The sequence below is a fragment of the Pseudomonas sp. IT-P100 genome (assembly GCF_949767185.1).
Classification (GTDB): Bacteria; Pseudomonadota; Gammaproteobacteria; order Pseudomonadales; family Pseudomonadaceae; genus Aquipseudomonas; species Aquipseudomonas fluorescens_B.
In genome coordinates, this window is the sequence record NZ_CATKQK010000004.1 from 106,892 (window position 1) to 128,418 (window position 21,527).

Consider the following 21,527-nt stretch of genomic DNA (forward strand, 5'->3'; position numbering starts at 1 on the left):
GACAGCGATGTAGACGTGGTCCGATTTCAAGAGAAAATGAGCAAGAGGGAGCGGTACATAGTTATGTGATGGCGTTTTTTTTCGGGGAACTGGTGCGCGTGGTGTGTCTGCATCTCACTGAAAACAGTTATTTACTGACAGTTGCCCATAGAAAGGGCTGCCCGCTTGCCGGGATCGAAAACGCACCCTAGTCTAGCTGTAGCGATCACGTTGGATGATGATCGGGCAGTGCTAAAACAAGGGACCTCATGAATCGAACGCGGACTCTCGGAACGCCCCGGTTGTTGGGCATTGTCTGGCCATTTATCGCCGTCGTGCTGTTTCAGGCCTTGCTGGGCGGCGTCAGCCTTTATGTACTTTCGGCGGTGCGCGGCTACGTCGCTGGCGAAAGCCTCTGGTCCAAGGGCCAGAAAGACGCCATCTATTACCTGAACCTCTACGCGGACAGCCGCGACGAGAGGATATTCCTCAAATACCAGAACTCCATCGCCGTGCCTCAGGGCGGCCACGAGTTGCGTCTGGCGCTGGACCATCAGCCTCCGGACATTGAAGCGGCACGCCAGGGGGTTCTCAAGGGTGGGAACCACCCGGACGACGTGTCCAGCGTGATCTGGCTGTACCTCAATTTCCGGCACTTCAGTTACCACGAGAAAGCCATTGACCTCTGGAGGGTAGGCGACGCGTATCTGGTGCAACTCGATGACATTGCGCGGGAAATGCATCAGCGCATCACTACCGGACGGGCCACCGATGCCGATATCAAGCGCTGGAAAGATCAGATATTCGTCATCAACGAAAGTGTGACACCGGCGGCGAAGGCCTTCAGCGATGCCTTGGGTGAAGGCTCGCGGATGATCCTGCGGCTGTTGCTGGTGACCAACCTTGCTACGGCGCTGGGCTTGATTGTCCTGGCCCTGATGCGCACGCACAAACTGCTAAAGCAGCGCCATGCCTTCGCCGACGCGCTGCAGCTGGAAAAAGAACGCGCGCAGATCACTCTGCAATCGATTGGCGATGGCGTGATCACCACCAATGTCGACGGCGCAATTGCCTACATGAACCCGGCCGCCGAAGCGTTGACGCACTGGAAGGCCGAGCAGGCGACAGGGTTGCCCTTGGCAGCGCTGTTCAATCTGCTGGACGAAAACGCCCAGGCCGACGGCTTTACGCTGATCGAACACATCCTGAGCGGCCAGCTCAGCGGCGGCAGCGAACACTCCAAACTGATTCAACGCCTGGATGGCAGCACAGTGTCGGTCACGCTGGTTGGCGCGCCGATCCGTAATGCCGGCAAGGTCAGCGGAACCGTGCTGGTCTTGCACGACATGACCCAGGAGCGGCAGTACATTGCCAATCTGTCCTGGCAGGCGACCCATGATGCCCTGACCGGTCTCGCCAACCGCCGCGAATTCGAGTATCGGCTGGAGCAGGTGCTGCATAACCTGACGCGGCAGGTGGGGCGCCATGCCCTGATGTTCCTCGACCTGGATCAGTTCAAACTGGTCAACGACACCTGCGGCCACGCGGCGGGAGACGAGTTGTTGCGGCATATCTGCGCGTTGCTGCAATCGGGGCTGCGCGAAGGCGATACCCTGGCCCGCCTGGGCGGCGACGAGTTTGGCATCCTGCTGGAGAGTTGTGCGCCGGAAGCCGCAGAGAAAATCGCCGAGGGCCTGCGCCAGACCGTGCAGAACCTGCACTTCGTCTGGAAAGGCCGGCCGTTCGTGACCACCGTGAGCATCGGGCTGGTGCATATCAATCAGCACCCGACCACCCTCGAAACGTCGCTGCGCGCCGCCGACATGGCCTGCTACATGGCCAAGGAAAAGGGCCGCAACCGGGTCCAGGTCTATCACGCCGATGACTCTGAACTGTCCCTGCGCTTTGGCGAAATGGCCTGGGTGCAGCGCTTGCACATGGCGCTGGAAGAGAACCGCTTTTGTCTGTATGCCCAGGAAATCGCCACATTGGGTCATGTCGAACAGGGTGGCGGTCATATCGAAATCCTGTTGCGCCTGCATGATGAAGCCGGGCGCATGATATTGCCCGACAGCTTTATTCCGGCGGCGGAACGTTATGGCCTGATGACTTCGCTTGATCGTTGGGTTGTGCAGAATGTTTTCAAGATCATTGCCCAATGTATAGCGGAGAAACATAAAGGGCCGTTGGCGATGTGTGCGATTAATCTGTCAGGCACAACTATCGGAGATGAGGCATTCCTGGACTTCCTGCGTCAACAGTTCATTACTTACTCCATACCGCCTGAAATGATTTGTTTTGAAATTACTGAAACCAGCGCTATTTCCAATCTTGGAAGTGCAATTAGATTTATTAATGAACTCAAAGGCTTAGGTTGTCTCTTTTCGTTGGACGACTTTTGCGCCGGTATGTCCTCATTCGCCTACTTGAAACATTTGCCTGTAGACTTCCTGAAGATCGACGGGAGTTTCGTAAAGGATATGCTGGACGACCCGATTAACCGCGCCATGGTCGAAGTGATCAATCACATCGGGCATGTCATGGGTAAGCGTACGATTGCCGAGTTTGTTGAAACACCCCAGATCGAGCAGGCATTGCTTGAGATCGGGGTGGATTACGCTCAAGGGTATGTGATTGAGCGCCCGCATCTGTTTACCTGCGATAGTTTGCAAAGTCGTCCTGCCAGGCGACAGCCGTTGTTATTCAAGGCGCCTGGCACGTTCCGTTGAAATCTCTTGCTGATCCTTACAATCACAATCAAAAGGAACCCGACAGTGATCGACACATTCAACAGAACCGGCCCCCTCATGGAAGCTGCAAGTTACCCCGCCTGGGCTCAGCAACTGATCCAGGATTGCAGCGAGAGTAAACGCCGGGTTGTCGAACACGAACTGTACAGGCGCATGCGAGACAATAAACTCAGCGCCAAAACCATGCGTCACTACCTGATTGGTGGTTGGCCGGTGGTCGAACAGTTCGCGTTATATATGGCCCAGAACCTGACCAAGACCCGTTTTGCCCGCCACCCCGGCGAGGATATGGCGCGCCGCTGGTTGATGCGCAACATCCGTGTGGAATTGAACCACGCCGATTACTGGGTGCACTGGAGCCGCGCTCACGGTGTCAGCCTGGAAGATCTGCAGGCGCAACAGGTTGCCCCGGAACTTCATGCCTTGAGCCACTGGTGCTGGCACACCAGTTCGGCAGATTCGCTGATCGTTGCCATTGCTGCCACCAACTACGCCATTGAAGGCGCGACAGGTGAGTGGTCGGCGCTCGTCTGCTCCAGTGGTGTCTATGCGGCAGCGTTCCCCGAGGAAGATCGCAAGCGGGCCATGAAGTGGCTGAAGATGCATGCCCAGTACGACGACGCCCATCCATGGGAGGCGCTGGAAATCATCTGCACGCTGGCAGGATTGAATCCGAGCAAGTCCTTGCAGGCGGAGTTGCGTCAGGCGGTGTGCAAAAGCTACGACTACATGTTCCTGTTCCTGGAACGCTGCATGCAGCTTGAACCTGTGGAGAAGGCTCCGGTCGCGGCGCGTGAGCGCAGGGTGCTGGCTGAAAGCTGATCGGTTTTTCATGTCGGTGAAAAAGCCCGCTCCCCCGGTATTGCCGGGGGAGCGGGCTTTTTATGAGCCGGCAATGGCTAGGTGCTGACTTTCAATCCAATCAACCCGGCAATGATCAACGCCACACTGGCGAGCCGGAACAGCGCCATGGACTCACCAAACAGAATGATCCCGGCGATGACCGTGCCGACCGCACCCACGCCGGTCCAGATCGCATAAGCGGTGCCCAGCGGCAGTTCCTTCATGGCAAGGCCGAGCAGGCCAAGGCTGATGGCCATGGCGGCAACGGTCAATGCGGTGGGAAGAGGGCGGCTGAAACCATCGGTGTATTTCAGGCCGACAGCCCAGCCTACTTCGAACAGTCCGGCGAAAAACAGAATGACCCAGGACATGAGAGACCTCCATCGATTGACGGGGTCGTCCCCAGATTAATGACTCGATCGAGCCGCGAGGTCGTCCTCGCGTTGCGCAATATAGTGCCCATCATTAAACCGGGGATCAAGCTGGTCGCTTATTCGGTTGCTTGTCGAGCTGCTGTCTCTCGATCTTCTTTCTCGCTCATCCGGCGGAAATACGTCGAGAGAAGTGCTCCGGAAATGTTGTGCCACACACTGAACAACGCACTCGGCACCGCCGCCAGCGGTGAGAAATGCGCGCTGGCCAGCGCGGCGCCCAAACCGGAGTTCTGCATGCCGACCTCCAGTGCCAGGGATTTGCGCTGGGCCAAGGGCAGCTTGAACAGACGCCCGGTGAAGTACCCGAGCAAGTAACCAAAGCTGTTGTGCAGCATGACCACGGCCATGATCAGCAGGCCGGACTCTGCGATTTTCGCCTGGCTGGCAGCGACGACAGCGGTGACGATGATCACGATGCTGACCACGGAAACCAGCGGCAACACTTCCACCGCGTGGCGAACCCGAGCGCCGAGCAGGCGCTGAGCGACCACGCCGAGCACGATGGGCAACAACACCACTTGCAGGATCGACCAGAACAGCTCCATGAACGACACCGGCAACCAGGCCGAAGCCAGCAGCCAGATCAATGCAGGGGTCAGCAGCGGAGCGAGGAGGGTGGTCACGGCGGCGATGGCAACCGACAATGCCAGATCTCCACGCGCCAGCCAGGTCATCACGTTCGACGAGGTGCCGCTCGGGCAGCAGCCGACGAGAATCACGCCAACGGCGATTTCCGGCGGCAAGTGGAAAACCTGGCAGAGCAACCATGCCACACCGGGCATGATCACGAAATGTGCAACGACGCCCAGGGCCACACGCCACGGATGGCGGGCGACTTCAGCGAAGTCTTCGAGTTTGAGGGTCAGGCCCATGCCGAACATCACCAGCCCCAGCAACGGGACGATGGCGCCTTTCAGGCCGATGAACCACGTCGGTTGCAAGAAGGCCACGACGGCGAAAATCAGAACCCAGTAAGCGAAGGTGTTGCCGACAAAACGACTCAATGCAGCCAGTGCACGCATGGCCTGATCCTTATTGTAAGAAAGCGTTAGGGAGCTAAGCATACGCCGCTGGCAAAAAAAGATCGCAGCCTGCAGCAGCGCCTACAGGGAAACGCATTCCCATGTAGGCGCTGCTGCAGGCTGCGATCTTTTACAGGCGCCGCCGATTTGTAGAATCAGATGCCTTGAGGTGTCTCTTCCCCACCCAACGCCTCAACCAGCGCCGGCAGGAAATCACCAAAGGTCAGCATCATCAAGGTGAAGCTGGCATCCAGTTGGCCGAGGGCTTCTTCGCCGCCGTCCTGTTCCGCCTGATCCTGCAGCAGATCCTCGAACTTCAGGCGCTTGACCACCATCTTGTCGTCGAGGACGAAAGACAGTTTGTCTTGCCACGCCAGCGACAGCTGGGTGACCACTTTGCCAGTGCTCAAGTGCAACTGGATTTCTTCGCTGGTCAGGTCCTGACGCTTGCAGCGCACGATGCCGCCGTCTTCGTGGGTGTCGCGCAGTTCGCATTCGTCCAGCACGAAGAAATCGTCCGCGGCTTTCTGGGTTGTGACCCATTCAGTCATGGTGGCGGTCGGGGACATTTTCACGGTCAGTGGACGCACCGGCAGTGTGCCAATGACTTCGCGCAGGGTGGACAGCAGGTCCTCGGCGCGTTTCGGGCTGGCCGAGTTGACCAGAATCAGACCTTGTTTCGGTGCGATGGCTGCGAAGGTCGACGAACGGCGGATAAAGGCGCGAGGCAGGAAGGCCTGGATGATTTCATCCTTGATCTGGTCGCGTTCCTTTTTGTAGACCTTGCGCATTTGTTCGGCTTCGATCTCTTCGACCTTTTCCTTCACGGCGTCGCGCACGACGCTGCCCGGCAGGATGCGCTCTTCTTTACGCGCGGAGATCAGCAGGAAGTCGCCGCTGACGTGCACCAGAGGTGCATCTTCGCCCTTGCCGAATGGCGCGACGAAACCGTAGGTGGTCAACTCCTGGCTTGCACAAGGACGCGCCAGTTTGGTGGCCAGTGCAGTTTCCAACGCCTCGGCATCAAAAGGCAGATCTTGGGTCAGGCGATAGATAAGCAGGTTTTTGAACCACATGGGGCGAGTCTCTCCTTTATACAAAGTGGGGCATTATTCTCTTCGTGGCGCCATAGGCCAACCCTTCTCTAAGCCTTTGGAAGGCCTGAAAAAATTATTTAAAAAAGTGCTTGCCAGAGGTGAGGTCGCTCCGTAGAATGCGCGCCACACCGAAAGTGAAGGGTGATTAGCTCAGCTGGGAGAGCGTCTGCCTTACAAGCAGAATGTCGGCGGTTCGATCCCGTCATCACCCACCATTCGCTTCAAGTGTTACGCGCAGCGGTAGTTCAGTCGGTTAGAATACCGGCCTGTCACGCCGGGGGTCGCGGGTTCGAGTCCCGTCCGCTGCGCCATATTCGGTAACCTGGAACGCTGAACGCCAGGTCACCACGGAAAAGCCCGCTAACGCGGGTTTTTTTCTGCCTGAAGTTCCTGCAGGATGCGTCGTTTCACCGGTTTTCAGATTTTTTTGAGTTATTTATCAATTAAATCAACACGTTATGAAAATCTGTGGCACAATGCGCCCCGCAACGAAGGTAAAGGGTGATTAGCTCAGCTGGGAGAGCGTCTGCCTTACAAGCAGAATGTCGGCGGTTCGATCCCGTCATCACCCACCACTTACTTTCAACGCTACGCGCAGCGGTAGTTCAGTCGGTTAGAATACCGGCCTGTCACGCCGGGGGTCGCGGGTTCGAGTCCCGTCCGCTGCGCCATATTCGGTAATCTGGAACGCTGAACGCCAGGTCACCACGGAAAGCCCGCTCAATGCGGGCTTTTTGCTGTCTGGAGTTTGGCTTTGCTGGCTTCCATTGAAAAAGCGACCCGCGGGTCGCTTTTTTCGTTTCTGCTTACTGCTCGGCGTTTCGACTGTGCCGGTAGTCGCTGACCGCTTCGTACACGGCTTTGCGCAGCCGGTTGATACCGCCAATCGGACGATGAGCCTCCAGGCCGAACCATGGATTGAATGACAGGTTGTCGCATTGCAGATTTTGCGCCGGGGTGTCGAAGTCCTGAGGGGGCAGGGTGATCCGGGCCACGGTTTCGAACGGCGCATCCTGCTCGCGCCACTCGATGCTGGTGTCTTCGATCGGCATGAACCTGTTCGCATCCTGGCGCTGGATCTGCAAGACAAAACACGCCGGCACCCGGTCCGTGGACAACTGTTGAGTCAGGGCGCTGCGCAGGAAGTTCGGCAGATCCTGGTTCTGCTTGGGCAAGGTGTAGGCCGGGCAGTTGTCCGAATCCGGCATCACCCGGAACTTGGCGTTGGCCTCGCCGAATTTATACGGCGATACCGAAAAATAAGTGGTGCGTGTCGGGCTTTCCGGCGGCGGGGACAGTGTCGCCAGGGCGATGAACAAATGACGGACCTGCCAGGTGCGCGGATCCCAGCCAGGAAAAAACGCCATGATCTTTTTTCCGTCAGCCTGAGCCGCGACATTCTGACGGTACTCGGCGACATCGCTGACAAAGAAGTTCGGATGGCTGAACATCACAAAGTCCTGCTCGTGTTGCCCTTGGCGATCGCCCAGCAGTGGCTTGCCCGGCACATCCAACAATTTGATCGCCATGCCCCGGGCATCCCGAATGCTGTCGAACTGCGGATAAGCGTTGCCGTTGGACAGGCGCATGGTCGCCTGCCAGCGCTTGCCCGGTTCGCTGAAGACGCCGCGGCGCAGGTCCTGCGCCAGTTCCGGCAACACCTGTACCTCGGCTTTCACGCAGCCATGGGCCTTGGCGTGGGCGTCGCGCAGGTAGCGGGTGCTTTCACGGTGCTGGTCGACAATGCGCACGGCAGTCTGAATCACATCCCGGGTCATGGCGGCTTCGCCCTCCGGAATCTGCTCCAGTGCCGAGACCGGGCCGCGGTGCTGCCAGGCATACCAGGCAGTGACCAGCGCCCATCCGAGCAGGCCGACGCACAGCAGAATCAGCAGGGTTTTGCCGAGCAGGCGGCCCAGCCACAACCAGAATCGGGCGAGCATCGGCAAATCCTTTTTGAAGGTGGTCATGATCATGGCAGTTGCGCCTCCAGCGGGCCGCCCAACACTTTCAGGTACTCCAACAGCGCCCAGCGCTCCTCGGGTTGCAACAACCGGCCGATCACTCCGTTGCCACGCTCACCGGCGCGGAATTCGTGGCCACTGTTGTGGTTGCCGGTCAAGCGCGTGTCGAAGAGGAATGCGTTGGTGAAGGCTTCGGTGCGATAGCCCAGGTGTCGCGGGTCGTAGTCGAACGTGCCTTTGTAGAAAGTGGTCGCGCGTTCATCCTGGGGCGATAGCAGTTGGTAAATGCTCGGCACCGAACCGTTATGCAGAAACGGCGCCGTCGCCCACACGCCCGCCAGTGGCCGCGCCTTGTAGGCCACTTTTTCTCGAACGCCGATCGGCAGGCCGAAACCGTCGAGCTTGGGTTTCTCCTCCGCTGTGACCTTGGCCTCACGGTAAGCGCGGTTTTCTACGAACGCAGTGACGTAGGCCAGGCCCTTGGCCACTGACAGCTGGCTCAGATCCAGCGGTTCCTTGGGTTCGGGGTGCAACTTGACGTCCATTTGCGCAAGCTCCGCCGGGTCCCATTGCAGAGCCGTCAGATCGAAACGGTGGTTGGCGATGTTGTTCGCGGCAGTCGGATCGGTGCCGATGACGTCGACGGGCAGCATGTGCAAATGCTGTACCCAGCGTTCGCCTTCCTGGGTCGCCCGCGGAACGTGGCAACCGGCGCAGTTCTCTGCAAACAGCGCACGCCCCTTGGCCGCCAGCGGTTTGTCGATGGCACCCAGCAGGGCTTCCGGCCAGGCCGGCGGCTTGAGTCGCTGCAGGGTTTCTTCGATCTGGTGTAAATCGCGCACCCGGACGCTGGACGGGTAGCGATTGTCGCCCTTGAGGGGCTGCCCGTTGCTGTCGAAGAAGTTCAGCGTGGCGCCTACCCCCAGGGCCTCACCGATATTGCGCGCCATAGGCTGCTGTGCCGAGCCGTTCCACTGGACCCAGTCAAAGGTCCACATGTCCCACAGTTGTGGATAGTCGACCGGCGCGTTGGCTACCCGATAGTTGGTGGGTGATATCGCGTCACCGAAACTGGCGTTGGCAATGCGTCCGAACGCGTCGGTACGGCCAGGGCCTTCCTCGGTCGGGTAGAGCCCGCGGTGGGTGTCGTTCCAGGCGACTTTCAGGAAGGTGTCGAGAGAGGTCTTGAAGTCTTTACGCAGTTGTTGATGCCGGGCGTCGTAGTCCTGGCCCAGCACGTTGCGAGCGAAACGTTCGAATTTCCATGGGTTGTAGTATGTCGAAGCGAGACTGGCGACCAGTGCCTGTCCGAAACTGCCACCGCGCAGTGTCGGAACGCTGGAAGGCAAGACGTGCTGTGCCGAACCACCATCGATGCGGATAGCCTGGCCGTTGAAACGCAACTCGCCGGTGTGGCAGGCGGCACAGGTAATGTCCAGAAACTGATCCGGGCTGCCTGGGTTTTGATGACGGGCAAAGCCCACGGGCAGGTTGCCGGGGTTATTGGGCGTGGCTTTCTGCGCGGGATCGACCAGAAAACCGAAGCGTGCGAGGTATTCCGGAGCGGCAAAGCGCTGTTGCGAAAAAGGCAGTTCGAGCGCGTTGAACCAGTCGTAGCGCAAGCCTTTGACTTGGGTGCCTTGAGGCGTGAAGTAGTAGGTCTGGCGGTCCGTCGCGCTCCACTGCTCGAGATAATGCACCTGCTGCGCAGGTGTCCAGGTCGGCAATTTCGGGTTGGCGACGTAATACAGAATCACGGCCAGGCACACGCCCAGCAACAGTACGATCAGAACCAGCAAGCGATAAAAGAGGCGCAAGATAAACATCCTTGTCGATTTGTCGCTCTCTTATGCCTCAGCTACAGGCGTGCGGCAAGTGGCCATTACGCCAGATGTTGTGGGACTGCTCAGTTGTGTCTGTGAGGCGAAGATGACAGAGGCTTCATCATCTGATTCCGGAAATGCGTTAAAACACCTGAACTTATCAGAAGTTTCCTGCTCTCATGCCGGTAGCCATTGGTCGTGGCCGCCTGATAAGCTCGCGGCTTTACTCGATTGCCCTTTAGGCGCATGAACAAGGAAATAGCATGAAACAGCATCGGTTGGCGGCGGCGGTGGCCCTGGTTAGCCTGGTACTTGCGGGTTGTGATTCGCAGACCAGCGTAGAGCTGAAAACCCCGGCGCAAAAAGCTTCCTACGGGATTGGCCTGAACATGGGCAAGAGCCTGGCTCAGGAAGGCATGGATGACCTGGATTCCAAAGCCGTAGCCCAGGGCATCGAAGATGCCGTCGGCAAGAAAGAACAGAAGCTGAAGGACGAAGAACTCGTCGAAGCCTTCGCCGCGCTGCAAAAGCGCGCTGAAGAGCGCATGGCCAAAATGAGTGAAGAGTCGGCAGCCGCCGGCAAGAAATTCCTCGAAGACAACGCCAAGAAAGCCGGTGTCACCACCACTGCTTCGGGCCTGCAATACGAAGTGATCAAAAAAGCGGATGGCCCACAGCCTAAGCCGACTGACGTGGTGACTGTTCACTACACCGGCACCCTGACCAACGGCACCGTCTTCGACAGCTCCGTCGAGCGCGGCAGTCCGATCGATCTGCCGGTTAGCGGCGTGATTCCGGGTTGGGTCGAAGGCCTGCAACTGATGCACGTTGGCGAGAAGTACAAACTGTACATCCCTAGCGAACTGGCTTACGGCGCCCAAAGCCCAAGCCCGGCGATTCCAGCCAACTCGGTGCTGGTATTCGACCTGGAACTGCTGGCGATCAAGGATCCAGCCAAGCAAGACGACGCCGCGAAGTAATCAGCGTCTGCTCTGACAACAACGCCTCGCTTATGCGGGGCGTTGTTGCATCTGGCGGTTGGTGAGGGTAAACAAAGCGAACGGACGCGGTACGCTGGAGTCATAGCCATTGAGGACGCCCGCGCTAACCGCGTCAGAGCGCCAAGTCAATGAAATCTTGGGTTTTTTTATGTGAGTAAAAAACGCCCGATCTGAGCAAAGCCCTTATGAAACGGGGCTTTCAGCCGTGAAATGCAGGTCTGTTCACAAGGTTATCCACAATTTGTGTGGATAACATTTCAGTGGGAGGAATGATGAAAGCACCCTGGAATTTCGCTCGTTTCCTGCCATTGGCCGGCCGCCTGCTCGCCCGCGGACGATTGCCGACGCTGTTGTTCGCGGTGGCCAGCAAAGGCGCCAGCCAGGGCAACCGATTGGGCAAGCTCAAAGACGACCTGCGCCTGCTGCAGGCGCTGTGCCTGGCGTACTGGCGTGGCGAGTACCGCGCCATCAGCCCGAAAGCGCTGATCTCGGTGGTGGCAGGCCTGATGTACTTCCTGAGCCCGGTGGATGCGATTCCGGATTTCATCCCGGTGTTCGGCATGCTCGATGACATCGCCGTGCTCGCCTGGCTGATGAAAGTCCTCGATGACGAACTCAATGCTTTCCGTGCATGGCGCAACCGCCAGTTGCCGGAAAAACTCGCGGTGGTCGAGCGACTGCCCGACACCCCGGAGCAACTTCAGCTTCAGGGACCGAAAAAAAACTGAGCCGATTCAGGATCATCCCTATATTCATACCCCCCGCGACCTTGGCCGCTGTTAGGATTACACTTCTAGGGAAAAGCGCCGACTCGCTAAGTGTCGTTGTCCTACGGGGAAGTCATGGATATTCAGATAATCACACGCGAAGGCGAGCCCGAATATGCGGTTCTGCCGTGGGCTCAGTATCAGGCTCTACTGAAAGCAGCAGGCATCAATGAACAACCGGCACCTGACGCGCCAGTGCGTCACGCCGCAGCACCAGACCAGATTCTTCCAGGTCTGGATCAACTACGCAGTTTGCGCGAAGGGAAGGGCATCGCCATTGAGGCGCTCGCCCGCACGGTAGGCATCAGCCCGTCTTATCTGGCCTTGATCGAAAGTGGTGAGCGTCAACCCGACGCTGCGATTCGCCGCAGCCTGGCCTGGGAATTGACGGTGCCAGGGTGGAGGGAAGAATCGTGAGCGTACGCATCAGTCGTCAACATTGGGACGGGTTGCTGGGCGAGCTGGATCAGGCGCGCCGCCAGCGCCATTTATTGACCTATCGAGCGCTGCTCGAGCGTTTGCAATTGCCCACGCCGGCAATGCAAACCCTGACCGCCGCCCTTGAACACCTGGCCGCACTGGACGCCAAGGCCGAGCAGCCATTGCGCAGCTCGCTGGTGATCAGTCAGGGCGCCAGTCGCCTGCCGCGCACTGGGTTCTTCGAATGTGTCGAGCGCCTGGGGCGTTTCTCCGGGCCGTCCGATGGTGTTGCTGCCGCCTCGTGGCATGCCTCGGAAGTGGTGCGAGTCTTCGAATACGAATACCCCGAATCGGCGGAAGCCTGAGTGTTTTTAAAGCTCAAGGCGCGAGCCGGTTACTGGTTGGCCCGCAGGTTGTTTCATTGGACATGGTTCGTGCGCCAGCCCCGTGGCTGGCGCTGGCTCGAAGGCCAGTTCGCACGCATGGCCAATCTGGGTGACGTCAGTGCTCAAAGCTTCTATGGCCACATCCTGGCCTTTCGCGGCGTTGGCCTGGGGGCTCGTGAGGAAGGCGTTCGCTTGCTGCGCCTGGCGGCGTTGGCGGGGGATGGCAAGGCGGCGTATCAGGTGGGCGTGATCTGCCTGGCCGGGACGGCGAGCAAGGCGCCGGATCCGGTTGAAGCGGCGCGATTTTGGGAAATGGCCGCGAAGGCCGGGCATCCGTTGGCTGAGATGAAGCTGAAAGAGTTGGCGTCTCGCGGTTAAGGGTGAACCTCTTGATCTGAGTCGGCCGGTCTGACGCCTTCGCGGGCAAGCCACGCTCCCACAGTTCTTGTGTCGATGGTGAATGTTGCGTTCGACACCAAACCCTGTGGGAGCGAGCTTGCCCGCGAAGGCTTACGCCCAGTCATCGCTGCCCCATCAGCACTTCATCCTCTCGCGCAGGCAGCGCCAAACTGTCAATCACATGCACGCTGTACCCCGGCACATTCTTCGCGTGATGCTTGGCCTGCGACGCCATTTCCGCCAACTGGCTCGCATCGAGTTGTCCACAGGCCTGTGGATGTAAATGCACCACGCCGATCGACAGTGACAGCAGCGCAAATTCCTGCCGTACTCCCTGGCGGTTCGGGGCGATGAAGCAGCCTGCCTCCAGATGTTCACTGCGGTAGAAGCGCCGGCACTGGCTCTGGAAATCGTCTAGCAACTGGTTCAAGCGTTTACGCCAGTCTTCCGGGCCGAGCACCAGCAGGAAATCATCGCCGCCGATATGGCCGACAAAGTCGCGGGAAGGGTCGACGCGATCATTCAGGCATTGCGCCAGGCACAGCAGGACTTCATCCCCACGACCGTAGCCGTAGATGTCGTTGAAGGGCTTGAAACTGTCAATGTCCACATAGCAGATCACCGATTCCCGTTGCTGTTGCAGCAGGCGCGTCAGGCACTGCTGGATCGGTACGTTGCCCGGTAGCAGGGTCAGCGGATTGGCGTAGCGGGCCTGCTGGATCTTCAGTTCGGTAATCAGCTTCAGTACGTCGATCACCCGACCCAACCCCAGATACCCGCCGTTCAGGGTAATGATGAAGTCTTCTTCAATGCGTTGTCGGGCGCGGCTGGTGATCAGGCGGCTGACCTGTTGCAGCGACTGGCTCATCTCGACGGCGAGAAAGTCATCGTTCATCAAGCGGCTGATGGGCTTGCGGGCGAACAGGTCGGTGGCAAAGGGTTTGAGCAGGGCGTCCGAGAGCGAATGCCTGTGAACGATGCCACAGGGATGGCCGTGTTCGTCGAGCACCGCCAGCGAGTTCAGGTTGGCCTGGCGACGGAAGGCTTCCAGTACCGTCGCGGTCGGCGTATCCCGCGCGACCGCTGGCTGATCCTTCAAAAGGGCACTGAGGTCACTGCCTTCGTCATTCAGCGCCACGGCGGAGCTGTCCTGCTTGGGCATCAGGCTTCGAGCATCCCGGGGCGGATGTTCCTGGGGCCGACAGAGCAAATAGCCCTGGACCAGATCGACGCCCATATCGGTCAATATGGCCAGTTCCTCAGGCAGTTCGATACCTTCGGCAATCACTTGCGCCCGGGAGGCTTTGGCGATTTGCATGATTGATCCGACAAATTCGCGCTTGAGTGCATCCTGATGAATACCGTCGATGAAGTGCCGATCGATCTTCACATAGTCAGGCCGCAGCTCGGACCACAGGCGCAAGCTCGAATAACCCGCCCCCAAATCATCCAGTGCAATGGAGAAACCCATTGCCCGATAGTGGTGCAGCGCGTTTTGCAGCAGCTGGAAATCATCGATCGGGGTCTGTTCGGTGAGTTCGATAATCACCTGGCTGGGCGGTATGCCGAAATCCTGTAGCAGTTGCAGGGTTCGACCCGGCTGGTGGGCGGCTTCGAGCAGGGATTCCGGCGATACGTTGAGAAACAGTTTGCCGGGCAGTTGCTGTTCATTGAACCGTCGGCAAGCGCTCTCGCGACAGGCAATTTCCAGCTCGTTCAAACGGCCGGCCTGGCGGGCGACGGCGAACAAGGCGACAGGCGAGTGCAACGGGCTGTTGGAGGGGCCGCGGCTGAGGGCTTCGTAGCCGATAATTCGTCGTTCAGAGAGCGAAATGATTGGCTGGAACAGGCTGTGCAAACCGCTTTGAGTCAGTATTGAACTCAACGCACCCAGCTGTTCGGTAGTGGTCATGGCGATCTCTGGCGATAAAAAAAGGACTGGGAGCGCTCTTGGATAAAAAGAGGCTCCCAGTCCTTTATTTCACGACAGAATGATGACTGTTTGATGACGCTACGGGAGCGTCAGCATTAAATTGCCATCATCTTGCTTGTCACCACTCAGTGCTTGGCGACCGCGGTATTGAGTTTCAGGTAGTCCAACAGAATCCGACCCGTCTCGCTCAGGTAGGCATCGTCTTCTGGTTTGGTCTTGTCCGGCTCGGCCGCGAGTGCGTCTTCGTCCTCTTTCTTCAGCTCTTTGAGCGGCTCTTCGCCTTTGGCCTTGCGACGGATATTTTCCATCACCAGCTGCTTGGCTTCGATATCGGTATGTTGTGCACGACGATCGGCTTCATTGAGGCTGACGGTTTTTTCCGCCATCAGTTTCTGCGCCAGGGCGAGTTTGTCGCGGATGAACACGAACTCCGCATCCTTGGCCGTGCGCACGTCATGCTCGGATTTGAGCTGGGTGATGTACGGTTTGAACGGATCGCTCGCCGGCTTGATCGCCGCGCGGATGGTGTCCCACGGCATGGCTTCCGGCAGGGCGCTTTCGCCGATTTCCTTGGTGTCGATGATCGACGGGTAATCGATGTCCGGCAGAACGCCTTGATGCTGTGTGCTCTGACCGGAAACCCGATAGAACTTGGCCAGGGTCAGTTTCAGTTCGCCATGGTTCAGCGGCTGAATGGTCTGCACGGTGCCTTTGCCGAAGGTCTGGCCGCCAATGATCAGCGCGCGGTGGTAGTCCTGCATGGCGCCGGCAAAAATCTCCGAAGCCGAGGCGGACAAGCGGTTGACCAGCAACGCCATCGGGCCTTTGTAGAACGCGCCCGGGTTTTCATCTTCCAGCACATCGACCCGGCCGTCGGCGTTACGCACGAGAACGGTCGGACCTTTGTCGATGAACAGGCTGGTCAGCTCGGTGGCTTCCTGCAGGGAACCGCCGCCGTTGTTGCGCAGGTCGATGACCACGCCGTCGACTTTGTCCTTCTGCAGCTCGGTCAGCAGTTTCTTGACGTCGCGCGTGGTGCTCTTGTAGTCAGGATCGCCGGCACGGAAGGCCTTGAAGTCCAGGTAGAAGGCCGGTATCTCGATGACGCCGAGCTTGTAGTCCTTGCCGTCCTGTTTCAGGTTGAGGACCGACTTCTTGACAGCCTGGTCTTCAAGCTTCACCGCTTCGCGGGTGATCGGCACGATCTTGGAGGTCTGGTCGTTCGGCGCATTGCTGGCCGGGATGACTTCCAGTCGCACCACGGTGCCTTTCGGACCACGGATCAGCTTGACCACTTCGTCGAGGCGCCAGCCAACCACGTCGACCATCTCTTTGTTGCCCTGGGCAACGCCGATGATCTTGTCGGCCGGTGCGACCTGCTTGGTCTTGTCGGCCGGGCCCGCAGGCACCAGGCGCACGACTTTCACCTGATCGTTGTCGCTCTGCAACACGGCGCCGATGCCCTCGAGGGACAGGCTCATGTTGATGTCGAAGTTTTCCGCGTTATCCGGCGACAGATAATTGGTGTGCGGGTCGTAGGACATGGCGAAAGTGTTGATGTAGGCCTGGAAGATGTCTTCCGCGCGGGTCTGGTCCAGACGTGCCAATTGGTTCTTGTAGCGCTTGGTCAGGGTTTCCTGGATCTGCTTGGAGTCCTTGCCCGCGATCTTCTGCCGCAAAACCTCGTCCTTGACGCGTTTGCGCCACAGGTCGTCGAGCTCTGCGGTGGACTTGAGCCAAGGAGCGTCCTTGCGGTCGATCAGCAAGGTTTCCTTGGCGGTGAAGTCGATCTTGTCGACGCCCTTGTTCAGCTCTGCAAGGGCAAAGTCCAGACGCGCTTTTACGCGGTCCAGGTAGCGCTTGTAGATGGTGAAACCGGCATTGAGGTCGCCGCTTTTGAGGAAGTCGTCAAACTGGGTTTTCCATTTGTCGAATTCGGCAATGTCGCTGGCCATGAAGTAGCTGCGCGACGGATCCAGCAGCTTGAGGTAGCTGTCGTAGATGATCACGGAGCGTGCGTCATCGAGCGGGGGCTTGCTGTAGTGGTGGCGCTTGAGCAACTCGACGACATTCAGGCTGGCGATCACTTCGTCACGATCAGGCTGAAGCTTGTCCCAACTATTGGCTGCGAACGTATTGCTCGACATCGGCATCAGGCCGATACCAATAAATAGGGCGAGGGCGGTGCTGGGGAACAGATGCTTCATGCTGATTCGACGCGGGGACAATTGATAACGCATATTAGGCCGTCTTTGAAGTCGCCGGTTCCACAAGGGCCGGTCGCATAATGCAAAAAGCCCGGCGATACAGCTTCGGGCTCAGTCCAGACTCACTATGGAGGCACTGTGAAAGCATTGCAAGGCGTGGAAGGTCAAGTGGAGTGGCTTGATGAGCCCAGTCCTACATGTGATGTAGGGCAAGTTCGCATTCGGGTGGCGGCAGCGGGCCTCAATCGCGCCGATTTGTTACAGAAGGCGGGACTTTACCCGCCACCGCCGGGGGCCAGTCAGGTACTGGGTCTGGAGTGTTCCGGGGTGATCAGCGAGGTCGGCCCGGGGTCGTCATGGCAGGTGGGTGATCGGGTCTGCGCCTTGCTGGCCGGGGGTGGGATGGCCGAAGAGGTGGTTGTCGACGGACGGCATGTGCTGGCAGTGCCCGAAGGATTGTCCTTGGTAGAGGCGGCAGCGCTACCCGAAGTCTATGCGACCGTTTGGTTAAATTTATTTCATCTGGCGGGGCTCAAGCCCGGTGAGAAAGTTCTGCTGCACGCCGGAGCAAGTGGAATCGGTTCAGCCGCCATTCAGTTGTGCAAGGCGTTCGGTAGCCCGTGCTGGGTCAGCGTCGGTTCTGCCGAGCGGCTGGCTTACTGTGAAGCGCTGGGTGCCCAAGGGGGCGCGGTACGCACCGACGAACTTGAAAGCTTGAGCGACCTGGGGCCGTTCGATGTGATTCTCGACCCGGTCGGCGGTAACTACGCCGCACTGAACCTGAAACTGCTGGCCCGCGATGGCCGTTGGGTGCTGATCGGCTTGATGGGTGGCCGTGAAGCGAAGCTGGATCTGGCGCAGGTGCTGGCCAAGCGTGTGCAGCTGCTGGGTTCGACTTTGCGCAGTCGTGACGATCAGTTCAAGGCGGATCTGTTCAGCGATTTGAGCCAGCATGTCTGGCCGCTGTTTGCCGAAGGGCGGTTGAGTCCGCAGTTGGCGAAGACTTTTCCGATCAAGGATGCGGAAGCGGCGTTTGCCGAGTTGGCGACCAATCAGGTGGCGGGGAAGTTGGTGCTGGTGATCGACGAAAGCCTGACCTGAGATCGGGGATGCTTTGAAAAGATCGCAGCCTTCGGCAGCTCCTACAGGATGTTCGTCATTCAAGTGTAGGCGCTGCTGCGGGCTGCGATCTTTTGCTTTTATTTCCAGGTATGGATCGGCCAGCCAGCCTTTTCAGCGTGCTCAAGCAACACCGGATCGGGGTTCACCACGTGTGGGAATTCTACTTTCAGCAACAACGGCAAATCATTGCGTGAATCCGAATAGAAACTCGCGCCTTCCAGGTTTTCCTCTTCCGCATCCAGCCATTCCAGCAAGCGCGTGATCTTGCCTTCGCGGTAGGTCAGCGTGCCAACGGTGTGGCCGCTGTAAACCCCATGCAGCACCTCCAGTTCGATACCCAGAATCTCGTCGATGCCCAAGCGATCGGCAATCGGCCTGACCAGGTGCGTACCCGACGCCGAGATCACCAGAATCCGGTCACCCGCCTTACGGTGCGCAGCGATGGCCTTGGTGGCGTCGCTGAAGATGATCGGTTCGATGAAGTCTTCCACCCACGGCCCCACCAGATGGTCGATCTCTTCCGGCGTGCGTCCGATCATCGGCTCGAGGCTGAAGGTCATGTATTCCTCCATGCGCAGCTTGCCGTGGCTGTAAGCGTCCATCAATTCGTTGTTCTGCCGCATGAACGACTCGGGATCGACCCAGCCCAGGCGGCCCATTTGCTCGCTCCAGAGGGTGGCGCAGTCGCCGTGGATCAGGGTTTCGTCCAGATCAAAAATTGCCAGGGCCATCAGTGCAGTTCTCTCTTCAACATCAGCAAAGGCATCAGGCTACCTTACACAGGGCCGTCGGATCGATGGAAAGCGCCAGACGCTGACCATCGGGATGCAGATCGGCCGCCGAGCGGTTGAGCACATCCACCACCAGTTCCACGCCACGGGCCTCGACCCGGTAGCGGATCACGTTCCCCAGCAGGCTGTGGCTGCGTATTTGTGCATCGAGTTCGCCATTCAGGCTCAGTTCGATGGCTTCCGGGCGAATCGCGATGCGATGCGCGATCGGTCGTTGCAGCAGTTTCGTGGCGCTGTCGGCGTCCAGCAGGTTGTAGTTACCGATGAAACCGGCGGCAAAAACATCCACGGGCGCGGTGTACAGGGTTTCGGCGTCGCCGCTCTGTACGATCTTTCCCTGATTCATCAGGAAAATCCGGTCAGACATGGTCAGCGCTTCTTCCTGATCGTGTGTGACGAAGATCGTGGTCAGGCCGAGTTCGCGCTGGATCTGACGGATCTGTTCGCGCAAGTGCTTGCGAATTCGCGCATCGAGCGCTGACAGCGGTTCATCGAGCAACAACAGACGTGGGCGAGTCACCAATGAGCGGGCGAGGGCGACACGCTGGCATTGCCCCCCCGACAACTGATGGGGATAACGCGCAGCAAAGTCATTCAGCTCCACCAGTTTCAACACGTCGGCAACGCGCTTCTGGCTGTCGTCGCTGTTGACCTTTTGCATGCGCAAACCGAAGGCGACGTTTTGCTCAACGGTCATGTTGGGGAACAGGGCATAGCTCTGGAATACCATGCCGATCCCGCGCTTCTGCGGGCTCAGCGGTACGAGATCGTGTCCATCGAGCAGGATCTTGCCGCCATCCACCGATGTCAGGCCGGCGATGCAACGCAGAAGCGTGGATTTGCCACAACCGGACGGGCCGAGGAGGGTGACGAATTCACCCTTCTGGATTTCGCAGTTGATGTCGCTGAACACCGTGGTGCCGGCGTAGTTTTTCTGCAGATGTTGGACGCTGACATAGCTCATTCGCTTTTGTCCTTGTTCAAGATATTGGCCGCCCAGGTCAGAACCAGCACAAAGAAGAAGTAGGAAATCACCACCGCACTGGTGAAGTGGCCGCTGCTGTTACGCATGTTGTTGAGGTAGACCTGCAGGGTTTCGTAGCGGGTGCCGACGAGGATGTTGGCGAACACGAACTCACCGAACAGGAACGAGAACGACAGCAGCAACGCCACCATCAAACCCTTGCGCAGGTTCGGCAATACGACCAGGAACGCTGCTTGCCAGGTGCTGGCACCGAGCAGTTGGGCAGCGTCCATCAGGTCGTGCAGGTTGATGGCTTGCAGGTTGTTGGTAATGGCCCGGTACATGAACGGCAGCGCCACAGTGAAATAGCAGCCGATCAGAATCCAGGGCGTGCCGACCATCGCGAACGGCCCCGACCCGTAAAGCTGCAATAACCCCACCGACGACACCACCGGCGGCACCGCGAAGGGCAGCAGGATCAGGATGTTCATCCACGCGTCGAGTTTCGGGAAGTGGTAATGCACCACGAATAGCAGCGGCAAAATCAGCACCACCGCCAGGATCAGCGAACCGACGCAGACCAGCAGCGATTGACCGAAAGCACTCAGGAAACGCGGATCGCTCCACAACTGCACGTACCATTTGAAGCTGAAACCGCTGGGCAGAATGGTTGCCGACCAACTGCTGGAAATCGAGTAGATAAAGGTGCCGACCAGCGGCAGTAACAGAATGGCAAACAGCAGGTACACCACGACGCGGTGATAAACACCGGCCGGGCCCAATTCAGCGCGAGACATGGTAGCTCCTCTTCAACAGCAACTGATGCACGACGGTCACCAGCGTCATCAACGCCACCAGTACCACGGCCAGAGCGCTGGCCAGGTTCGGGTCCAGGGAAATGTCGCCCGAGACCATCGCCGCAATACGGATCGTCATCACGTTGAAGTTGCCGGTGGTGAGGGCGTACACGGTGGCGTAGGCGCCGAGGGCGTTCGCCAGCAGGATCACGAACGTGCCGAGCAGCGCAGGCGTCAGCACCGGCAAACCGATGTGTCGCCAGAATTGCCAGCCGTTGGCGCCAAGCAGTTCGGCGGACTCGCGCCAGTCTTCACGCAGGGCGTCGAAGGCCGGGTAAAGCAGCAGCACCCCCAGGGGAATCTGGAAGTAGGTGTAAAGAATGATCAGCCCGGTTTTCGAGTACAGGTTGAAGTCCTGAATGATCCCGGCCTGCTTGAGCATGAGGGTGATGCTGCCGTTGAAACCCAGCAGGATAATGAACGCGAAAGCCAGGGGCACGCCGGAGAAATTACTGGTCATGTTGGCGAAGGCGTTGACGAAGTTGCGCAGTTTCGAGTCGACCCGACGCAGGGAATACGCACCAAGCACCGCGATGATGATCCCGAACACGCTGGACCAGAAGCTGATCTCGAGGCTGTACTGGATCGCCTGCAAGTAGAACTTCGAGCTGAAGATCCGGGTGAAGTTGGCCAGGCCCCAGCCGGACTCTTCCGATTCAAGGCTGTTGATCATCACCCAGACGAGCGGGGCGATCTCGAACACGATAAAGAACAGTGCGAAAGGCACCAGGCACAAGGCTGCCAGCCATTTGCCGCGAGTCATGGCGT

At 58.7% G+C, this 21,527-nt stretch carries 19 protein-coding genes and 4 tRNA genes; 12 read left to right on the plus strand and 11 right to left on the minus strand.

From position 1 onward, the window contains the following. Positions 1 to 248: 248 nt before the first annotated feature. Positions 249 to 2,708 (plus strand): EAL domain-containing protein, encoded by a 2,460-nt coding sequence (locus ACM6IQ_RS03495; protein ID WP_017340050.1) that lies wholly within the window; start codon positions 249 to 251, stop codon positions 2,706 to 2,708. Between the two features lie 78 nt (positions 2,709 to 2,786). Then, positions 2,787 to 3,551, plus strand: a complete 765-nt coding sequence (locus ACM6IQ_RS03500; protein WP_414878078.1) for a TenA family transcriptional regulator — start codon at positions 2,787 to 2,789, stop codon at positions 3,549 to 3,551. Between the two features lie 77 nt (positions 3,552 to 3,628). Here the strand turns inward: ACM6IQ_RS03500 and sugE are convergent, their stop codons facing one another. From sugE to rdgC, 3 genes are all read right to left on the minus strand, one after another. Next, positions 3,629 to 3,943 carry a quaternary ammonium compound efflux SMR transporter SugE gene (sugE, locus tag ACM6IQ_RS03505; RefSeq protein ID WP_017340048.1) on the minus strand — a complete coding sequence of 105 codons (315 nt, stop codon included), beginning with the start codon at positions 3,941 to 3,943 and terminating at the stop codon, positions 3,629 to 3,631. A 119-nt stretch (positions 3,944 to 4,062) separates the two neighbouring features. Next, positions 4,063 to 5,028 (minus strand): bile acid:sodium symporter family protein, encoded by a 966-nt coding sequence (locus ACM6IQ_RS03510; protein ID WP_017340047.1) that lies wholly within the window; start codon positions 5,026 to 5,028, stop codon positions 4,063 to 4,065. A 155-nt stretch (positions 5,029 to 5,183) separates the two neighbouring features. Beyond that, positions 5,184 to 6,104 carry a recombination-associated protein RdgC gene (gene rdgC, locus ACM6IQ_RS03515; protein WP_017340046.1) on the minus strand — a complete coding sequence of 307 codons (921 nt, stop codon included), beginning with the start codon at positions 6,102 to 6,104 and terminating at the stop codon, positions 5,184 to 5,186. Between the two features lie 160 nt (positions 6,105 to 6,264). Between rdgC and ACM6IQ_RS03520 the strand changes: the two genes are divergently transcribed. The 4 genes from ACM6IQ_RS03520 (at position 6,265) to ACM6IQ_RS03535 (ending at position 6,796) form a co-directional block, all read left to right on the plus strand. Then, positions 6,265 to 6,340: transfer RNA gene (locus ACM6IQ_RS03520), tRNA-Val, on the plus strand. Between the two features lie 19 nt (positions 6,341 to 6,359). After that, positions 6,360 to 6,436 (plus strand) — tRNA-Asp (locus ACM6IQ_RS03525). A gap of 188 nt (positions 6,437 to 6,624) precedes the next feature. Then, positions 6,625 to 6,700 (plus strand) — tRNA-Val (locus ACM6IQ_RS03530). 19 nt (positions 6,701 to 6,719) lie between these two features. Continuing rightward, positions 6,720 to 6,796: transfer RNA gene (locus ACM6IQ_RS03535), tRNA-Asp, on the plus strand. A gap of 135 nt (positions 6,797 to 6,931) precedes the next feature. Here ACM6IQ_RS03535 and ACM6IQ_RS03540 read toward each other — a convergent pair. Then, a complete protein-coding gene (locus ACM6IQ_RS03540) occupies positions 6,932 to 8,068 on the minus strand; it encodes a catalase family protein (protein WP_031318580.1) in 1,137 nt (378 codons plus the stop codon). Between the two features lie 29 nt (positions 8,069 to 8,097). Next, positions 8,098 to 9,906 carry a di-heme-cytochrome C peroxidase gene (locus ACM6IQ_RS03545; protein ID WP_414878079.1) on the minus strand — a complete coding sequence of 603 codons (1,809 nt, stop codon included), beginning with the start codon at positions 9,904 to 9,906 and terminating at the stop codon, positions 8,098 to 8,100. A 269-nt stretch (positions 9,907 to 10,175) separates the two neighbouring features. Between ACM6IQ_RS03545 and ACM6IQ_RS03550 the strand changes: the two genes are divergently transcribed. The 5 genes from ACM6IQ_RS03550 (at position 10,176) to ACM6IQ_RS03570 (ending at position 12,864) form a co-directional block, all read left to right on the plus strand. Then, positions 10,176 to 10,892, plus strand: a complete 717-nt coding sequence (locus ACM6IQ_RS03550; RefSeq protein ID WP_017337365.1) for an FKBP-type peptidyl-prolyl cis-trans isomerase — start codon at positions 10,176 to 10,178, stop codon at positions 10,890 to 10,892. Between the two features lie 293 nt (positions 10,893 to 11,185). Next, positions 11,186 to 11,641, plus strand: a complete 456-nt coding sequence (locus ACM6IQ_RS03555; protein WP_017337366.1) for a YkvA family protein — start codon at positions 11,186 to 11,188, stop codon at positions 11,639 to 11,641. 114 nt (positions 11,642 to 11,755) lie between these two features. Further along, positions 11,756 to 12,097, plus strand: coding sequence for a helix-turn-helix domain-containing protein (locus ACM6IQ_RS03560; RefSeq protein WP_017337367.1), 342 nt, complete (start codon positions 11,756 to 11,758; stop codon positions 12,095 to 12,097). Then, positions 12,094 to 12,465 carry a hypothetical protein gene (locus tag ACM6IQ_RS03565; protein WP_003223109.1) on the plus strand — a complete coding sequence of 124 codons (372 nt, stop codon included), beginning with the start codon at positions 12,094 to 12,096 and terminating at the stop codon, positions 12,463 to 12,465. The genes ACM6IQ_RS03560 and ACM6IQ_RS03565 overlap by 4 nt, the downstream gene beginning before the upstream one ends. Continuing rightward, on the plus strand, positions 12,466 to 12,864 hold the full coding sequence (locus tag ACM6IQ_RS03570; RefSeq protein ID WP_017337368.1) for a hypothetical protein: 399 nt from the start codon (positions 12,466 to 12,468) through the stop codon (positions 12,862 to 12,864). It abuts the gene before it with no gap. 142 nt (positions 12,865 to 13,006) lie between these two features. Here the strand turns inward: ACM6IQ_RS03570 and ACM6IQ_RS03575 are convergent, their stop codons facing one another. Next, a complete protein-coding gene (locus tag ACM6IQ_RS03575) occupies positions 13,007 to 14,797 on the minus strand; it encodes a bifunctional diguanylate cyclase/phosphodiesterase (RefSeq protein WP_017337369.1) in 1,791 nt (596 codons plus the stop codon). Positions 14,798 to 14,943: 146 nt separating this feature from the next. Continuing rightward, positions 14,944 to 17,025 (minus strand): carboxy terminal-processing peptidase, encoded by a 2,082-nt coding sequence (locus ACM6IQ_RS03580; protein WP_162491070.1) that lies wholly within the window; start codon positions 17,023 to 17,025, stop codon positions 14,944 to 14,946. Positions 17,026 to 17,163: 138 nt separating this feature from the next. Here ACM6IQ_RS03580 and ACM6IQ_RS03585 point away from each other — a divergent pair, with 138 nt between their 5' ends. After that, positions 17,164 to 18,126: a zinc-binding dehydrogenase gene (locus ACM6IQ_RS03585; protein WP_414878080.1), complete on the plus strand. Its 963-nt coding sequence runs from the start codon at positions 17,164 to 17,166 to the stop codon at positions 18,124 to 18,126. A gap of 98 nt (positions 18,127 to 18,224) precedes the next feature. Here ACM6IQ_RS03585 and ACM6IQ_RS03590 read toward each other — a convergent pair whose 3' ends face one another. From ACM6IQ_RS03590 to ACM6IQ_RS03605, 4 genes are read right to left on the minus strand one after another with little or no spacing between them, the layout of a single operon-like run. Beyond that, positions 18,225 to 18,878: an HAD family hydrolase gene (locus ACM6IQ_RS03590; RefSeq protein ID WP_017337372.1), complete on the minus strand. Its 654-nt coding sequence runs from the start codon at positions 18,876 to 18,878 to the stop codon at positions 18,225 to 18,227. A 34-nt stretch (positions 18,879 to 18,912) separates the two neighbouring features. After that, a complete protein-coding gene (locus tag ACM6IQ_RS03595) occupies positions 18,913 to 19,902 on the minus strand; it encodes an ABC transporter ATP-binding protein (protein ID WP_017337373.1) in 990 nt (329 codons plus the stop codon). After that, a complete protein-coding gene (locus ACM6IQ_RS03600) occupies positions 19,899 to 20,699 on the minus strand; it encodes an ABC transporter permease (RefSeq protein WP_017337374.1) in 801 nt (266 codons plus the stop codon). The genes ACM6IQ_RS03595 and ACM6IQ_RS03600 overlap by 4 nt, the downstream gene beginning before the upstream one ends. Continuing rightward, positions 20,686 to 21,522 (minus strand): ABC transporter permease, encoded by an 837-nt coding sequence (locus ACM6IQ_RS03605; RefSeq protein WP_162491084.1) that lies wholly within the window; start codon positions 21,520 to 21,522, stop codon positions 20,686 to 20,688. Before ACM6IQ_RS03605 ends, ACM6IQ_RS03600 begins: the two co-directional genes overlap by 14 nt. Positions 21,523 to 21,527: the final 5 nt, after the last annotated feature.

Excerpts from the sequence above, each read along its gene's own strand:
- ACM6IQ_RS03495 (WP_017340050.1), top strand. The coding sequence starts at position 249 with ATGAATCGAACGCGGACTCTCGGAACGCCCCGGTTGTTGGGCATTGTC.
- ACM6IQ_RS03500 (WP_414878078.1), top strand. The coding sequence starts at position 2,787 with ATGGAAGCTGCAAGTTACCCCGCCTGGGCTCAGCAACTGATCCAGGAT.
- sugE (WP_017340048.1), bottom strand. The coding sequence starts at position 3,943 with ATGTCCTGGGTCATTCTGTTTTTCGCCGGACTGTTCGAAGTAGGCTGG.
- ACM6IQ_RS03510 (WP_017340047.1), bottom strand. The coding sequence starts at position 5,028 with ATGCGTGCACTGGCTGCATTGAGTCGTTTTGTCGGCAACACCTTCGCT.
- rdgC (WP_017340046.1), bottom strand. The coding sequence starts at position 6,104 with ATGTGGTTCAAAAACCTGCTTATCTATCGCCTGACCCAAGATCTGCCT.
- ACM6IQ_RS03540 (WP_031318580.1), bottom strand. The coding sequence starts at position 8,068 with ATGCTCGCCCGATTCTGGTTGTGGCTGGGCCGCCTGCTCGGCAAAACC.
- ACM6IQ_RS03550 (WP_017337365.1), top strand. The coding sequence starts at position 10,176 with ATGAAACAGCATCGGTTGGCGGCGGCGGTGGCCCTGGTTAGCCTGGTA.
- ACM6IQ_RS03555 (WP_017337366.1), top strand. The coding sequence starts at position 11,186 with ATGAAAGCACCCTGGAATTTCGCTCGTTTCCTGCCATTGGCCGGCCGC.
- ACM6IQ_RS03560 (WP_017337367.1), top strand. The coding sequence starts at position 11,756 with ATGGATATTCAGATAATCACACGCGAAGGCGAGCCCGAATATGCGGTT.
- ACM6IQ_RS03575 (WP_017337369.1), bottom strand. The coding sequence starts at position 14,797 with ATGACCACTACCGAACAGCTGGGTGCGTTGAGTTCAATACTGACTCAA.
- ACM6IQ_RS03580 (WP_162491070.1), bottom strand. The coding sequence starts at position 17,025 with ATGAAGCATCTGTTCCCCAGCACCGCCCTCGCCCTATTTATTGGTATC.
- ACM6IQ_RS03590 (WP_017337372.1), bottom strand. The coding sequence starts at position 18,878 with ATGGCCCTGGCAATTTTTGATCTGGACGAAACCCTGATCCACGGCGAC.
- ACM6IQ_RS03595 (WP_017337373.1), bottom strand. The coding sequence starts at position 19,902 with ATGAGCTATGTCAGCGTCCAACATCTGCAGAAAAACTACGCCGGCACC.
- ACM6IQ_RS03600 (WP_017337374.1), bottom strand. The coding sequence starts at position 20,699 with ATGTCTCGCGCTGAATTGGGCCCGGCCGGTGTTTATCACCGCGTCGTG.
- ACM6IQ_RS03605 (WP_162491084.1), bottom strand. The coding sequence starts at position 21,522 with ATGACTCGCGGCAAATGGCTGGCAGCCTTGTGCCTGGTGCCTTTCGCA.